Below are 14,684 nucleotides of genomic sequence, written 5' to 3' on the forward strand. Positions count from 1 at the left end.
AAAACACAAGTCTTTTGACTTGTGTTTTTTTCTTATTTCCCATGAAATAGGCCCGGCTCTGCCAGTAAAAAAGCCGAAATATAGTAAGGGATTTTTTGAGCAGAAATGGTAAGGAATTGATAAATAAATGGGTAATCCTCAGAACCATAGCTTCCAAGTAAATCATACCACCAATCTGTTTCGTATCTAGAAATCATACTTAAATTGTAGAGCAATAAATAATGAACAAGAAGTTCAGGTAATACTGGTTTAGGATTTCTAGGGTCAGTTGTAAGTGGTAAGTAATAAGTATCAGCAAGATATTCGTAGTATAAGGGCGTACTATAAATAGGATTCCACGATTGGATAGGAGCTGTAAAAAGCAAGTTGGATTCGCTCGTTTTCCCGGGGATATGTTGCAAGGATAAATGCTTGCAAGTTGATTCAATGTAACGTGAAAATCTTTCTGTAGTCATATGGAGTCGATCTAGTATGTTGACTGAAAAAGAAAGTTCATTTGTATTTGTTGAAACGATTTTATATAAAGTGGCCCCTCTGTGACTATAGCGAAATAAGTTTTGTAATTCAGGAATATTCCCCATTAAATCCAACATGTTGAACTTCTCTGCTTCTAAGTGTTTCATGTGAAACAGCTGTTCTGCAACATGAGTAAATAATCCGTTTTTTTGTACCTTCACCTCATCTTCTAAAAATTGATATCCCTGTTTTTTCCGTTTACGAGTCGTAACACCATGAGCTAAAACAGTAGTGGATTCTGGATAGTTAGGATCAATGGTTAATAAACAAGCTTTAAAAAGTTGGCTCATTCCATAAAACAATAACATTGGTTGAATGGAAAAGGGGGCTACCTTATATAATTCATAATAATTTTTCCCATGTTCTAAGTAATAAATAAAGGGATAACAATTCTCGAAACTTTTTTTTTCAGCATCTTGTATGGAGGTTTTTTCATAACAACGGGCAAGATAACGTTGTACATTTTGAGATGAAAAGAAGAAACTTAATTGCTGCCAAGTACAATGTGTTTGATGCATATATTACGCTCCTTTTATTGTCTAAAAATTCTAACATATATATACGTCCTTGACAGTATTTTAACCAATTGATAAGCTACTAATAATAATTTCTGGTATCATGGGGGGAACAATTATGTGGGAATCTAAATTTGTTAAAGAAGGTTTGACTTTTGATGACGTATTACTTGTACCAGCAAAGTCAGATGTATTACCAAGAGAAGTAAGTGTTAAAACAGTGTTATCTGAAAGCTTACAGTTAAATATCCCGTTAATTAGTGCAGGAATGGATACAGTAACAGAAGCGGATATGGCTATTGCAATGGCTCGTCAAGGCGGTTTGGGAATTATTCATAAAAACATGTCTATTGAACAACAAGCCGAGCAAGTTGATAAAGTAAAACGTTCTGAAAGTGGTGTTATTTCAGATCCTTTCTTTTTAACTCCAGAACATCAAGTGTATGATGCAGAACATCTTATGGGGAAATACCGTATCTCAGGTGTACCGGTTGTAAATAATCTAGACGAGCGAAAATTAGTTGGTATTATTACAAACCGTGATATGCGTTTTATCCAAGACTACTCAATCAAGATTTCCGACGTAATGACAAAAGAACAGCTAATTACAGCTCCGGTTGGTACAACGCTAGAAGAAGCTGAAAAGATCCTACAAAAGTACAAAATTGAAAAACTCCCTCTTGTTGATAACAACGGTGTATTACAAGGGCTTATTACAATAAAAGATATTGAAAAAGTAATTGAATTCCCAAATTCTGCGAAGGATAAGCAAGGACGCTTATTAGTCGGAGCAGCGGTTGGTGTAACAGCTGATGCTATGACTCGTATCGATGCATTAGTAAAAGCACAGGTAGATGCAATCGTTCTGGATACAGCTCATGGACATTCTCAAGGTGTTATCGATAAAGTAAAAGAAGTTCGTGCGAAATATCCATCACTAAATATTATCGCAGGAAATGTTGCTACTGCTGAAGCGACAAAAGCATTAATTGAAGCTGGTGCAAACGTAGTTAAAGTAGGTATTGGACCAGGTTCAATTTGTACGACACGCGTTGTTGCTGGCGTTGGTGTACCACAATTAACAGCAGTTTATGATTGTGCAACAGAAGCTCGTAAACACGGCATCCCAGTAATTGCTGATGGTGGTGTTAAGTACTCCGGTGATATGGTTAAAGCTTTAGCAGCAGGAGCACACGTTGTCATGCTAGGTAGTATGTTTGCTGGTGTTGCTGAAAGCCCTGGAGAAACTGAAATTTACCAAGGTCGTCAATTTAAAGTATATCGTGGTATGGGTTCTGTCGGAGCGATGGAAAAAGGAAGTAAAGATCGTTACTTCCAAGAAGGAAATAAAAAACTTGTTCCAGAAGGTATTGAAGGACGAGTACCATATAAAGGACCTTTAGCAGATACAGTTCATCAATTGGTTGGTGGATTACGTGCAGGTATGGGATATTGCGGAGCACAAGATTTAGAATTCTTACGTGAGAATGCACAATTCATTCGTATGTCAGGCGCTGGTTTACGTGAAAGCCATCCTCATCACGTACAAATTACAAAAGAGGCTCCAAACTACTCATTATAGTGTCTTATATACAAATAGACGGAGATTTGATATCTCTGTCTATTTTTTTTTGATTATGTTAAAATAACGGTTATGTGAGTACATAGATATTGGGGGTAGCAAAAGTGAAAGGTATGTTTTGCAAAAGATTCATTGCATTAGTAACAATGTTTACACTAGCTTGTAGTATATTGTTACCATACAGCAATGCATCAGCAGAAACAGGAGCTGCTTTAAACATCGAAGCAGGAGCAGCAATTTTAGTTGAAGCAAATTCTGGGAAAATTTTGTATCAAAAGAATGCAGATGAATTATTATCAATTGCTAGTATGACAAAGATGATGAGTGAATATTTAGTGAACGAGGCTGTTGCGAAAGGGAAACTAAAATGGGATCAGAAAGTTAAGGTTTCTGAATATGCGTATAAAATTTCGCAAGATCGTTCATTATCAAATGTGCCGCTACGAAACGGTGATTCTTATACAGTAAAAGAGCTATATGAAGCAATGGCAATTTATTCTGCTAATGGTGCAACGATAGCTTTAGCTGAAGCAGTTGCCGGAAAAGAAGTAGAATTTGTAAAACTGATGAATGATAAGTCGAAAGAACTTGGATTAAAAAATTACAAGTTCGTAAATTCTACCGGCTTAACGAACAAAGATTTAAAAGGACAGCATCCTGAGGGGACAACTCCAGATGAAGAAAATAAAATGGCTGCAAGAGATGTAGCAATTTTAGCACAACACCTTATTCAAGATTTCCCTAAAACATTAGATACAGCGAAAATTTCAAAAAAGACATTCCGTGAAGGTACTACGGATCGAATTGAGATGATTAACTGGAACTGGATGTTACCAGGTTTATCTAAGGCATATGATGGTGTAGATGGCTTGAAAACAGGATCAACTCCAGAAGCAGGGGATTGTTTCACTGGTACAATTGAAAGAGATGGTATGCGTTTTATTTCTGTAGTTATTAAAACGAAGTCTCGTGACGCACGTTTCGATGAGACAAAGAAATTATATGATTATGGATTTGCTAATTTTGAAATGAAGCAATTATATAAAAAAGGTTCTTCAGTAAAAGGACAAGAAACAGTACGAGTAGAAAATGCTAAAGATAAAGATGTAGCAGTTCAAACAAAACAAACTGTTTCACTTCCGATGCCAAAAGGAAGTAAAGATGTTTATAAAACAGAATTAACAGAAGCAAGTAAGGGACAAGAAGCACCTATTAAAAAGGGAGCTGTACTTGGTCAAATGGTAATTACACCAAAAGATACGAATGATCCTGGATTTTTATCTGGTAAGTCATTACAAATAGATCTTGTAACAACATCTGCAGTGGAAGAAGCGAATTGGTTTACTCGTTCTATGCGTGGAATCGGTTCTTTCTTTAGTGGTATGTGGAATAGTGCTGTTGATACAGTAAAAGGTTGGTTTTAAAAGCCCCTCATTGTAGGGGCTTTTTCTTATTCCTATTTTTCATACCGACTTTATGAAAAAGTAGTAGACAAGCATCTGATAGTTAGTGGTAGAATGTAAGAGTATTCTTAATTTTCGCCTTTAACGGGGAAAAGCAATTCACCTAGGGGGGTTTTTGTAACATGACAAATGTAACAGGGACAGAACGTGTAAAACGTGGAATGGCAGAAATGCAAAAAGGCGGCGTTATTATGGACGTAATTAACGCTGAGCAAGCAAAAATTGCAGAAGAGGCAGGCGCAGTTGCCGTTATGGCATTAGAGCGCGTACCAGCAGATATTCGTGCAGCAGGTGGCGTTTCTCGTATGGCAGACCCAACAATTGTTGAAGAAGTTATGGGTGCGGTGTCAATTCCGGTTATGGCAAAATGCCGTATCGGTCACCTTGTAGAAGCACGTGTATTAGAATCATTAGGGGTAGACTATATCGATGAGAGTGAAGTATTAACTCCTGCTGATGAAGTATACCATTTAAATAAACGTGATTACACAGTTCCATTTGTATGTGGTTGCCGTGATATCGGAGAAGCTGCACGTCGTATTGCAGAAGGTGCATCAATGCTTCGTACAAAAGGTGAACCAGGAACAGGAAACATTGTAGAGGCAGTGCGTCATATGCGCCAAGTCAATGCAGAAATCCGTCAAGTTGCAAATCTACGTGAAGATGAGTTAATGACATATGCAAAAAATACTGGTGCTCCTTATGAAGTACTACTTGAAATTAAACGTCTTGGTCGTTTGCCGGTTGTAAACTTTGCAGCAGGTGGTGTAGCAACACCAGCAGATGCAGCGTTAATGATGCAACTTGGTGCCGATGGTGTATTTGTTGGATCTGGTATCTTCAAATCAGAGAATCCAGAGAAATTTGCACGTGCAATCGTTGAAGCGACGACTCATTATGAGGATTACGAACTAATTGCAAGCCTTTCTAAAGGATTAGGTAATGCGATGAAAGGTATCGAAATTTCAACGTTATTACCAGAACAACGCATGCAAGAGCGTGGATGGTAATTGAAGGAGAACTTTAAAATGGTGAAAATCGGTGTACTAGGCCTTCAAGGTGCAGTTCGTGAGCATGTAAAATCAGTTGAAGCAAGTGGTGCAGAAGCTGTTGTTGTAAAGCGTATAGAGCAACTTGAAGAGATTGATGGTCTTATTTTACCAGGCGGTGAAAGTACAACAATGCGCCGTCTGATTGATAAGTATGCTTTTATGGAACCACTTCGTACATTCGCGAAGTCTGGTAAACCAATGTTTGGTACATGTGCAGGTATGATTCTTCTTGCAAAAACACTTATTGGCTATGAAGAAGCACATATTGGTGCTATGGATATTACTGTTGAGCGCAATGCGTTTGGGCGCCAAAAAGATAGCTTTGAAGCCACACTTTCAATGAAAGGTGTAGGAGAAGAATTTATTGGTGTATTTATCCGTGCTCCGTATGTTGTAAATGTAGCTGATGATGTTGAAGTACTTTCCACACATGGTGATCGAATGGTAGCGGTAAAACAAAATCAGTTTTTAGCTGCTTCATTCCATCCAGAATTAACGGATGATCATCGTGTGACAGCATACTTTGTAGAAATGGTAAAAGAAGCAAAAATGAAAAAAGTTGTGTAAGTAACTTGCAACTTGTATAAGATTATAGTAAATTGATGGTAACAATTTTATAAAATAAGCGTGTTGATAGGAAATAGTAACAAATGTCGTTTCTTATAGAGAGTCGATGGTTGGTGGAAATCGATAGAAACAGTTTGTGAATCCATCCTGGAATGGAATGTGGAATATCTTTATGATTAGTAAGCATTCCCGGTGAAGAGCCGTTATTTCTACTTGAGAGGAAAGTAGTAATGCTTTCAACTAGGGTGGCAACGCGGGTAAACTCCCGTCCCTTTATATATAGGGACGGGAGTTTTTTGTGTTTTATAAAATAAAAGGAGGAGTATATAATGCTTGATATTAAATTTTTACGTACAAACTTTGAAGAAGTAAAGGCAAAGTTACAGCATAGAGGCGAAGATTTAACTGATTTTGGTCGCTTTGAAGAACTGGATACGAGAAGAAGAGAGTTACTTGTTCAAACAGAGGAACTAAAAAGCAAACGTAATGAAGTATCTCAACAAATCTCTGTATTGAAGCGCGAAAAGAAAGATGCAGAAGCTCTAATTCTAGAAATGCGTGAAGTTGGAGAAAAAGTAAAAGATCTTGATAATGAACTTCGTACAGTTGAAGAAGATTTAGAAAGATTAATGTTATCTATTCCAAATATCCCTCATGAGTCTGCTCCAGTTGGTGAAACAGAGGATGATAATGTAGTAGCGCGTACTTGGGGAGAAGTGAAAGAATTTGCTTTTGAACCAAAACCACATTGGGATCTTGCTACGGATTTAAGGATTTTAGATTTTGAACGTGCTGGGAAAGTAACAGGAAGCCGCTTCGTATTTTACAAAGGTGCTGGCGCAAGATTAGAGCGTGCTTTAATTAGCTTTATGCTTGATCTTCATACTGACGAGCATGGATATGAAGAAGTATTACCTCCGTATATGGTAAACCGTGCAAGTATGACAGGAACAGGACAACTTCCAAAGTTTGAAGAAGATGCATTCCGTATTGAAAGTGAAGATTACTTCTTAATCCCAACGGCTGAAGTACCTGTAACAAATATGCACCGTGATGAAATCTTGAATAAAGAGCAATTGCCTATCAGATATGCTGCATTTAGCTCTTGCTTCCGTTCTGAAGCAGGTTCAGCTGGCCGTGATACACGTGGTTTAATTCGTCAGCATCAGTTCAATAAAGTAGAGCTTGTGAAGTTCGTAAAACCAGAAGATTCTTATGAAGAGTTAGAAAAACTAACAAATGATGCAGAACGCGTGTTACAATTATTAGAGTTGCCATATCGCGTTATGAGCATGTGCACGGGTGATTTAGGATTTACAGCAGCGAAGAAATACGATATTGAAGTATGGATTCCAAGCTATGGCACATATCGTGAAATTTCTTCTTGTAGTAATTTTGAAGCTTTCCAAGCGAGACGTGCAAATATCCGTTTCCGTCGTGAGCCAAACGGAAAACCAGAACATGTTCATACATTAAATGGATCTGGTCTTGCAATTGGCCGTACGGTTGCAGCTATTTTAGAGAACTACCAACAAGAAGATGGTACAATTATAATTCCAGAAGTTCTTCGCCCTTATATGGGAGGAAAAACAGTTATTAAGTAAAGTTAAACATTCATCGGTATGAGTGATTGGTAATTATGAGCGTTGTCAGTACTGTAATGTAGGAGAGGGAAAGTAAAATTTTCCTTTCCTCATAATTTATTTTAGTAGGGTTGACTAACTGTTTTTCTTTTGATATTATATTTGATGTCAATATGGAGGTATACCCAAGTCTGGCTGAAGGGATCGGTCTTGAAAACCGACAGGCGGCGAGAGTCGCGCGGGGGTTCGAATCCCTCTACCTCCTCCAGATATAATTGACAACAGCGCATATAAGTGGAGATTGGAGAACTCGTTACCAACACGTAACGAGTTTTTATTTTAAAACCAATCATAAAGTATGGTGTAAGGCGATTTTCTCCTTATTACACACTCATATTCCGATGATTATCTTCATAGATATGAAAGGAGTCAACATGGATCTTATTATACAAACGTTTCCTTTAGATGGAAAAACTTTATATTATGTACAATGTCCTGTCTGTAAGAACAATAGAATTTTAAACAGTGGTGCAAATGTGTCACGCATTATTAGCGATGATACATTCCGTAAACTTTGTGGTTGCACTTGTGGTGTAAAGCAAACTGCGACAAAAGTAGAGGCACCAAAAAAAGTTGAAAAAGCAGCTGTAAAGAAAGAAGCAGCTCCAAAACGTACAGGTAAAGTATTAACAGCAGTGATTAACGGGAAAGAAATGACTGTTAAAGAGATTGCTGAAACATACGATATTAGTACAAGTACTGTTCGTCAGCGTATTAACGCTGGCAAACCTGAGAGTGAAATTATTGCTCCAACAAAAAAGAAGTAATTTAATAGAAAAACCCGTGCGTATGCACGGGTTTTTTATTTTACAAGTTTACGTGTTTGTTTTAAAAAATGGCCAATTTTTTTAATGATTGGTTCAATGGAATCGCCATCTTTTAAAATATCGTATTCATTAATGTTTAATCGTAAAACAGGGCATGAATTAAAGTTATTAATCCAGTTTTCGTAACGTCCATGCATCTCTTTCCAATACTCAATTGGTGTTTGTTGTTCCATCGGGCGTCCGCGTTCTTGGATACGATCAACAATATCATCGAAAGAACCTTCTAAGTAAATTAGTAAATCTGGATGAGGGAAGTAAGGGGTCATGACCATAGCATCAAATAAACCTTTGTATGTTTCATAATCGGTTTCCGTCATTGTCCCTTTTTCATGATGCATTTTTGCGAAAATTCCAGTGTCTTCATAGATAGAGCGATCTTGAACAAAACCGCCACCATATTCAAAAATTCTTTTTTGTTCTTTAAATCGTTCTGCTAAAAAGTACACTTGCAAGTGGAAGCTCCAGCGTGTGAAATCAGCATAGAACTTGTCCAAATACGGGTTCGAATCTACCTTTTCAAATGATGTGCGATAACCTAAAGCGTTAGCTAATGCAGTTGTCATAGTTGATTTACCGACACCTACTGTTCCAGCAATAGTGATTACTGCGTCATTTGGTATATCATATTTTTGCCTTAAATTCATTATTATTTCGACTCCTTTAAGAGAGTATTTTGAAGGGCAGATAGGATGACGTTTAAATCATCAGGATTTTTTACAAAATCCATATCGTCTCCGTTAAATTTTAATACCGGAATGTCTGGATGATCCTTTTTAAAAGTATCCATTGCTGTTTCGTAATCTTTTGTGAGCTGTAGTAAGTAATTTGGATCCATATTTTTTTCGAATTCTCTTCCGCGCATTGCAATTCGTGTTTGTAATGTTTCAAGGCTAGCTGTTAAATAAACGATAACGTTTGGTACAGGCATATCTTGTGTAAGGATACGGTAGACTTGCATGTACTTGTCGTATTGAGAATCTTTTAATGTACGTGATGCGAAAATTAAATTTTTAAATATATGATAATCTGCTACTACTGGCTTCCTTTGATTCAAATACTTTATGTTAATATCTTCTAATTGTTTGTATCTATTACAAAGAAAGAACATCTCTGTTTGAAAACTCCATTCGTCGATGTCTTCATAGAACTTTCCTAAAAAAGGATTTTCATCAACAATCTCTTTCAGTAAGTGGAGTTGCATGTGAGTTGAAATTTCCTTCGCAAGTGAAGTTTTTCCAACACCAATTGGTCCTTCAACCGTAATAAATGGTACTCCGGTCACGCTGTTTCCTCCTTTCAATCAGTGATTTACCGTGACTACTAAAAACACAAAACAGAATTATTGTAGCACAAGAGGGAAGCGAGCGGGTTAATTTGATATAAAAAGTTAGAAAATAGATATATGTATTAATTAAATTTGATTTGAGATGACGGTACTATAGTTGCTTTTAATGTGGCTTCCATTATTTTTAAAGCATGCAGGTTATCCTGATCATGATTAGAGGCAATACAGTCCTGTGGTACATACAGTGTATAATTTCTCATATGAGCATCGTTAGCTGTAAAGAGGATACATATATTACCGGCGATTCCTGTTAATATTAGATTTTCTATTTTTAAATATCCTAATAAAGAATTTAAAGGTGTTTCATAAAAAGCAGAGTAATGTGGTTTAATAAAAATGTAATCATCAGAATTTGGAGCAATCTTATGAATGATATTTTCACTATACTCATTTGTACAATGGGTAATGAGTTGGTCAATATCAGATCTCCAAAGTTGATAATGGTCATTAATATAAATTATGGGATAACCGAAGGATGTCATCGTTTTCTTTAATTGTAAAATAGGATTTGTTATAATTTCGCATTTCTTGGCTAAGGTGGGCCCGTGTGAAAATTGAAAATCATTAATCATATCGATAATGAGTAAGGCAGTATTCTTCATATGTAATCCCCTCTCTGTTTTTCTTAGGGTGGATTGAATTTGTAAAAGTTATCCCATGTGTAGTAAATGGAAATAAGTGTACGTTATTTGTAATGAAAGGACTATGGTATGGAACACGATCAAGATATTTATTTTATGCAGTTAGCAATAGGAGAGGCTAAAAAAGCAGAGGCAATACAAGAAGTACCGATTGGTGCAGTTATAGTATTGGATGGTGAAGTAATTAGTGTTGCTCATAATTTAAGGGAAACTGAGCAAAGATCAATAGCTCACGCTGAGTTGTTAGCAATTGATGAGGCATGTAAAAAATTAGGGACATGGCGTTTAGAAGATGCGACGTTATATGTAACATTAGAGCCTTGTCCGATGTGTGCAGGTGGAATTGTTTTATCGCGAGTGAAGCGAGTTGTATATGGTGCAAGTGATCCGAAAGGCGGATGTGCAGGGACATTGATGAATCTTTTAACGGACGAACGCTTTAATCATCAATGTGAAGTGGTAGCTGGTGTATTAGAAGAAGAGTGCGGTACGCTGTTAACAAACTTTTTTAGAGAACTTCGTAAAAAAAGAAAAGCGATCAAGAAATTAGAGAAAAGCAACGAGAATTAACGTATTTGCATTTTATAAAAAAACAAGTTATACTGATAATGCCTTTAATGAAGGCAACCGAATATTGGTTTTAACTTTGCCGTGCTAAGCGGGGAGGTAGCGGTGCCCTATACTCGCAATCCGCTCTAGCGAGGCCGAATCCCTTCTCGAGGTTATGTTGCTGTAAGGTCTGCCTTAAGTAAGTGGTGTTGACGTTTGGGTCCTGCGCAACGGGACCCCGTGAACCTTGTCAGGTCCGGAAGGAAGCAGCAATAAGCGGGTCTTCTCGTGTGCCGCAGGAGTGCCTGAACCGAGCTAACTGCTTGAGTAACGCTTATGGTACGTAATCGACAGAAGGTGCACGGCAGTTATATATGTATACAAAACTCACCTTAACTAAGGTGGGTTTTTTGTATAGAAAATAACTTTTGGAATCTATAAACAGAATGGGTTATAATAAATGAGATAATAACCTTTGAGGGAGGCCGTATTTTCGTGTCATACCAAGCGTTATACCGAACATGGAGACCGCAAAAGTTTGAAGATGTAGTTGGTCAAAAGCACGTGACAAAAACGTTGCAAAATGCCCTTCTTCAAGAGAAAGTTTCACATGCTTATTTATTTTCTGGGCCGAGAGGAACAGGAAAAACGACAATTGCAAAAGTATTTGCAAAAGCAATTAACTGTGAACATGCTCCGGTAGCTGAACCTTGTAATGAATGTCCTTCTTGTTTGGGGATTACACAAGGATCCATTTCAGATGTATTAGAAATTGATGCGGCTTCAAATAACGGTGTAGATGAAATTCGAGATATTAGAGATAAAGTAAAATATGCTCCAAGTGCTGTAGAATATAAAGTATACATTATTGATGAAGTCCACATGCTTTCTATGGGTGCCTTCAATGCGCTTTTAAAAACGTTAGAAGAGCCGCCTGGACATGTCATCTTTATTTTGGCGACAACAGAACCACATAAGATACCGCCTACAATTATTTCACGTTGCCAGCGTTTTGAATTTCGAAAAATATCAGTAAATGATATTGTTGAGAGATTATCGACGGTTGTGACCAATGAAGGCACGCAAGTAGAAGATGAGGCGTTACAAATTGTTGCACGTGCCGCTGAAGGTGGTATGCGTGATGCGCTTAGTCTTATTGATCAGGCAATATCTTATAGTGATGAAACAGTTACGACAGAAGATGTATTAGCTGTAACAGGTTCTGTTTCTCAGCAATACTTAGGTAACTTAGTAGAATGTATACGTGAAAATGATGTATCAAGGGCATTACGTATCATAGATGAGATGATGGGTAAAGGGAAAGATCCGGTTCGTTTTATGGAGGATTTCATTTATTATTATCGCGATATGCTTTTATATCAAACTTCACCACAACTGGAACATATGTTGGAACGAGTAATGGTAGATGAGCAATTCCGGATGTTAAGTGAAGAAATGAAACCGGAAGCAATCTATGAAATCATTCATACTCTTAGTAAGGGACAACAGGAAATGAAGTGGACAAATCATCCGCGAATTTTCTTAGAAGTTGTTATGGTACAACTGTGTCAACAGTTTATGATGCAAGCAAACGGCACAGATCGTTTACAAGCGATTATGAACAGGATGCAGCAATTGGAGAAAGAGTTAGAAGAAGTCAAAAAGAATGGTGTGCCGGCTGGTGTACAGCAGGAAGTCAGGGAGACACGTGCAGCACCAAAGCCAGTGCGGACAGGGAGCATGAAGATTCCTGTTGGACGCGTAAATGAAGTGTTAAAGCACGCAAAGCGTCAGGATTTAGAACAATTAAAAGCTGTGTGGGGTGAGTTGTTAGGAAGACTCAAATCATACAACAAAGTAGCCTTTGCTGTTTTATTAGAAAATAGCGAACCAGTAGCGGCTTCGGATGATACTTACGTTTTAGCGTTTCAATATGAGATTCACTGTAAAATGGCAAGCGAAAATCGAGAAGCTATGGATACAGTGGAACAAGCTTTATTTGAATTGCTAAGTAAAAGATTAAATATGATTGCCATTCCAAAAAGTGAATGGGGTAAAATTCGTGAAGATTTTTTACAGCGTGAAGGTGGGAATTCTGAAGAAAGCCCAGAGAAAAAAGAAGATCCTCTTATAGAAGAGGCAGTAAAATTAGTAGGGCAAGAACTTATTGAAATAAAAGAGTAATAATAATTAGGAGGAATTAATTATGATGCGTGGCGGAATGGGAAATATGAATAATATGATGAAACAAATGCAAAAGATGCAAAAAGATATGGCAAAAGCGCAAGAAGAACTTGGCGAAAAAACGGTTGAAGGTACAGCTGGCGGCGGTATGATCACAGTTATTGCAAATGGTCATAAGCAAATTCTTGAAGTGAAAGTTAAAGAAGAAGTTGTAGATCCAGAAGATATCGAAATGTTACAAGACTTAGTGTTAGCTGCAACAAATGATGCACTTAAAAAAGCTGATGAACTTTCAAATTCTACAATGGGTAAATTTACAAAAGGCTTGAACTTACCGGGTGGAATGTTCTAGGAGGATACTGATATATGCATTATCCAGAACCAATATCGAAATTAATTGATAGTTTTATGAAGTTGCCAGGGATCGGACCAAAAACGGCGGTTCGCTTGGCATTTTTCGTATTAGATATGAAAGAAGATGATGTGTTAGGTTTTGCAAAAGCGCTTGTGAATGCGAAGCGAGATTTAGCGTATTGTTCTGTATGCGGACATATTACTGACCGTGATCCTTGTTATATTTGTAATGATTCACATCGAGATCAATCGGTTGTTTGTGTTGTGCAAGAACCGAAAGATGTAATCGCAATGGAAAAAATGAAAGAGTATCAAGGTGTATATCATGTGTTGCGTGGTGCTATTTCTCCAATGGAGGGAATTGGACCAGAAGACATTAATATCCCGCAACTTTTAAAGCGACTGCACGATGAAACAGTACAAGAAGTAATATTAGCAACAAACCCTAATATTGAAGGGGAAGCTACAGCGATGTATATATCCCGCCTCTTAAAGCCGACAGGTATTAAAGTAACTCGTATTGCACATGGTCTGCCAGTTGGTGGAGATTTAGAATATGCAGATGAAGTGACACTGTCAAAAGCGTTAGAAGGTCGTAGAGAAGTATAAGAGGAGAAACAAAAATGTTCTTTCAAAAAAAGGGTAAATTGCGTAAAGAGTATGATGATAAGCTAATTGTACTATTAGAAAAAGTGAAGAATGAATGGTTACGTCAGAAGAGAATGGTTGAACAAAGTGTGGAGCCATCTCAAGATGTACTTTGTTCTTTGAAAATAGCAGAGGCGAAATATTTCTTCTTGTTAAAAGAAGCAAAACGTCGTCCTGTAAAAATGGAACAATGGTAAAAGGTTCTGCTGAAAAAGCAGAACCTTTTATTTTATTCTTTAAGTATTTTGTGGTCACTTCGTTTGGAAAGAGTGATTAATGGTTTTTATAAAGAAAGTGTTGCTGAATAAAGGTGAATGAGATGAAACGACTGGAGTTGTATGATAAATGTTCTTTTTTATTGTCTTGTCCCATACAAATAAATGTGTATAGGTCATTCATAGGGAGGAAAAAAATGAATTCTACGATTATTATTGTCGGTATTCTTGCTCTAGTTTTTATTTTTCTTATTTTTGGTGTTTCTTCTAAGCCATTACGTTTTATAGGAAAAGCGCTCTTTCATGTTACATTAGGGATAGCGTTACTCTTTATCGTAAATGTTGTAGGAACATATTTTGATTTTCATATTCCAATTAACTTGGGTACAGCGACAATCACAAGTCTATTAGGTTTACCTGGTGTTGCTGCATTAGTGGTTATTAAGCTTTATATCATGCCAAGATAAAATTATTTTGGCATTTTTTTTAAAAGTGTTGACGAACGAATGATTAATATGGTAAATTAATAAGCGTCGTCAGGAACGAAAGAAAAAAGTTGTTGACAGACTTAACGCAAAATGTT

At 37.1% G+C, this 14,684-nt stretch carries 16 protein-coding genes, 1 tRNA gene, 1 other RNA gene and 1 other annotated feature; of the genes, 14 read left to right on the top strand and 4 right to left on the bottom strand.

Translation table 11 applies throughout. The annotated features are described in order from the left end of the window. Positions 1 to 32: 32 nt before the first annotated feature. On the bottom strand, positions 33 to 1,034 hold the full coding sequence (locus ACXY7N_RS30015; RefSeq protein ID WP_016085332.1) for a YaaC family protein: 1,002 nt from the start codon (positions 1,032 to 1,034) through the stop codon (positions 33 to 35). Positions 1,035 to 1,149: 115 nt separating this feature from the next. Here ACXY7N_RS30015 and guaB point away from each other — a divergent pair, with 115 nt between their 5' ends. The 7 genes from guaB (at position 1,150) to ACXY7N_RS30050 (ending at position 8,105) form a co-directional block, all read left to right on the top strand. After that, positions 1,150 to 2,613 (top strand): IMP dehydrogenase, encoded by a 1,464-nt coding sequence (guaB, locus tag ACXY7N_RS30020; RefSeq protein WP_016085331.1) that lies wholly within the window; start codon positions 1,150 to 1,152, stop codon positions 2,611 to 2,613. 113 nt (positions 2,614 to 2,726) lie between these two features. Next, positions 2,727 to 4,037 carry a serine hydrolase gene (locus ACXY7N_RS30025; protein WP_141537656.1) on the top strand — a complete coding sequence of 437 codons (1,311 nt, stop codon included), beginning with the start codon at positions 2,727 to 2,729 and terminating at the stop codon, positions 4,035 to 4,037. A 161-nt stretch (positions 4,038 to 4,198) separates the two neighbouring features. Then, positions 4,199 to 5,086 (top strand): pyridoxal 5'-phosphate synthase lyase subunit PdxS, encoded by an 888-nt coding sequence (gene pdxS / locus ACXY7N_RS30030; protein ID WP_016085329.1) that lies wholly within the window; start codon positions 4,199 to 4,201, stop codon positions 5,084 to 5,086. A gap of 18 nt (positions 5,087 to 5,104) precedes the next feature. After that, positions 5,105 to 5,695, top strand: coding sequence for a pyridoxal 5'-phosphate synthase glutaminase subunit PdxT (gene pdxT / locus ACXY7N_RS30035; protein ID WP_016085328.1), 591 nt, complete (start codon positions 5,105 to 5,107; stop codon positions 5,693 to 5,695). A gap of 54 nt (positions 5,696 to 5,749) precedes the next feature. Further along, positions 5,750 to 5,971, top strand: a binding site (T-box leader). 53 nt (positions 5,972 to 6,024) lie between these two features. Further along, a complete protein-coding gene (gene serS, locus ACXY7N_RS30040) occupies positions 6,025 to 7,299 on the top strand; it encodes a serine--tRNA ligase (RefSeq protein WP_016085327.1) in 1,275 nt (424 codons plus the stop codon). 154 nt (positions 7,300 to 7,453) lie between these two features. After that, positions 7,454 to 7,546: transfer RNA gene (locus ACXY7N_RS30045), tRNA-Ser, on the top strand. A 166-nt stretch (positions 7,547 to 7,712) separates the two neighbouring features. Then, complete coding sequence (locus ACXY7N_RS30050; RefSeq protein WP_016085326.1) at positions 7,713 to 8,105, top strand: sigma factor-like helix-turn-helix DNA-binding protein; 393 nt, start codon at positions 7,713 to 7,715, stop codon at positions 8,103 to 8,105. A 35-nt stretch (positions 8,106 to 8,140) separates the two neighbouring features. On the opposite strand, the gene ACXY7N_RS30055 is transcribed toward ACXY7N_RS30050, so the two are convergent. The 3 genes from ACXY7N_RS30055 to ACXY7N_RS30065 all read right to left on the bottom strand — a co-directional run bounded on the left by ACXY7N_RS30055 (position 8,141) and on the right by ACXY7N_RS30065 (position 10,112). After that, the gene (locus ACXY7N_RS30055; protein ID WP_001053585.1) at positions 8,141 to 8,809 is read right to left on the bottom strand and encodes a deoxynucleoside kinase; all 669 of its coding nucleotides are present in this window, start codon (positions 8,807 to 8,809) and stop codon (positions 8,141 to 8,143) included. 2 nt (positions 8,810 to 8,811) lie between these two features. After that, positions 8,812 to 9,447, bottom strand: coding sequence for a deoxynucleoside kinase (locus tag ACXY7N_RS30060; RefSeq protein WP_016085325.1), 636 nt, complete (start codon positions 9,445 to 9,447; stop codon positions 8,812 to 8,814). Between the two features lie 125 nt (positions 9,448 to 9,572). Continuing rightward, positions 9,573 to 10,112: a cysteine hydrolase family protein gene (locus tag ACXY7N_RS30065; protein WP_016085324.1), complete on the bottom strand. Its 540-nt coding sequence runs from the start codon at positions 10,110 to 10,112 to the stop codon at positions 9,573 to 9,575. 108 nt (positions 10,113 to 10,220) lie between these two features. Here ACXY7N_RS30065 and tadA point away from each other — a divergent pair, with 108 nt between their 5' ends. The 7 genes from tadA (at position 10,221) to ACXY7N_RS30100 (ending at position 14,568) form a co-directional block, all read left to right on the top strand. After that, positions 10,221 to 10,721: a tRNA adenosine(34) deaminase TadA gene (gene tadA, locus ACXY7N_RS30070; protein ID WP_016085323.1), complete on the top strand. Its 501-nt coding sequence runs from the start codon at positions 10,221 to 10,223 to the stop codon at positions 10,719 to 10,721. 79 nt (positions 10,722 to 10,800) lie between these two features. Further along, an RNA gene (ffs, locus tag ACXY7N_RS30075) (signal recognition particle sRNA large type) lies at positions 10,801 to 11,065 on the top strand. 130 nt (positions 11,066 to 11,195) lie between these two features. After that, positions 11,196 to 12,884 carry a DNA polymerase III subunit gamma/tau gene (dnaX, locus tag ACXY7N_RS30080; RefSeq protein ID WP_016085322.1) on the top strand — a complete coding sequence of 563 codons (1,689 nt, stop codon included), beginning with the start codon at positions 11,196 to 11,198 and terminating at the stop codon, positions 12,882 to 12,884. A 25-nt stretch (positions 12,885 to 12,909) separates the two neighbouring features. Next, positions 12,910 to 13,236, top strand: coding sequence for a YbaB/EbfC family nucleoid-associated protein (locus tag ACXY7N_RS30085; protein ID WP_170930109.1), 327 nt, complete (start codon positions 12,910 to 12,912; stop codon positions 13,234 to 13,236). Between the two features lie 14 nt (positions 13,237 to 13,250). After that, positions 13,251 to 13,847: a recombination protein RecR gene (recR, locus tag ACXY7N_RS30090; protein WP_000559169.1), complete on the top strand. Its 597-nt coding sequence runs from the start codon at positions 13,251 to 13,253 to the stop codon at positions 13,845 to 13,847. Positions 13,848 to 13,861: 14 nt separating this feature from the next. After that, a complete protein-coding gene (locus ACXY7N_RS30095; RefSeq protein WP_000466020.1) occupies positions 13,862 to 14,083 on the top strand; it encodes a YaaL family protein in 222 nt (73 codons plus the stop codon). Between the two features lie 215 nt (positions 14,084 to 14,298). Continuing rightward, positions 14,299 to 14,568, top strand: a complete 270-nt coding sequence (locus tag ACXY7N_RS30100; RefSeq protein ID WP_016085321.1) for a pro-sigmaK processing inhibitor BofA family protein — start codon at positions 14,299 to 14,301, stop codon at positions 14,566 to 14,568. The last annotated feature ends 116 nt before the right edge of the window (positions 14,569 to 14,684 follow it).

Source organism: Bacillus sp. 5w2 (genome assembly GCF_054353775.1).

Excerpts from the sequence above, each read along its gene's own strand:
- ACXY7N_RS30085 (WP_170930109.1), top strand. The coding sequence starts at position 12,910 with ATGCGTGGCGGAATGGGAAATATGAATAATATGATGAAACAAATGCAA.
- ACXY7N_RS30025 (WP_141537656.1), top strand. The coding sequence starts at position 2,727 with ATGTTTTGCAAAAGATTCATTGCATTAGTAACAATGTTTACACTAGCT.
- ACXY7N_RS30100 (WP_016085321.1), top strand. The coding sequence starts at position 14,299 with ATGAATTCTACGATTATTATTGTCGGTATTCTTGCTCTAGTTTTTATT.
- ACXY7N_RS30015 (WP_016085332.1), bottom strand. The coding sequence starts at position 1,034 with ATGCATCAAACACATTGTACTTGGCAGCAATTAAGTTTCTTCTTTTCA.
- ACXY7N_RS30050 (WP_016085326.1), top strand. The coding sequence starts at position 7,713 with ATGGATCTTATTATACAAACGTTTCCTTTAGATGGAAAAACTTTATAT.
- guaB (WP_016085331.1), top strand. The coding sequence starts at position 1,150 with ATGTGGGAATCTAAATTTGTTAAAGAAGGTTTGACTTTTGATGACGTA.
- pdxT (WP_016085328.1), top strand. The coding sequence starts at position 5,105 with ATGGTGAAAATCGGTGTACTAGGCCTTCAAGGTGCAGTTCGTGAGCAT.
- serS (WP_016085327.1), top strand. The coding sequence starts at position 6,025 with ATGCTTGATATTAAATTTTTACGTACAAACTTTGAAGAAGTAAAGGCA.
- recR (WP_000559169.1), top strand. The coding sequence starts at position 13,251 with ATGCATTATCCAGAACCAATATCGAAATTAATTGATAGTTTTATGAAG.
- pdxS (WP_016085329.1), top strand. The coding sequence starts at position 4,199 with ATGACAAATGTAACAGGGACAGAACGTGTAAAACGTGGAATGGCAGAA.
- tadA (WP_016085323.1), top strand. The coding sequence starts at position 10,221 with ATGGAACACGATCAAGATATTTATTTTATGCAGTTAGCAATAGGAGAG.
- ACXY7N_RS30055 (WP_001053585.1), bottom strand. The coding sequence starts at position 8,809 with ATGAATTTAAGGCAAAAATATGATATACCAAATGACGCAGTAATCACT.
- ACXY7N_RS30065 (WP_016085324.1), bottom strand. The coding sequence starts at position 10,112 with ATGAAGAATACTGCCTTACTCATTATCGATATGATTAATGATTTTCAA.
- ACXY7N_RS30095 (WP_000466020.1), top strand. The coding sequence starts at position 13,862 with ATGTTCTTTCAAAAAAAGGGTAAATTGCGTAAAGAGTATGATGATAAG.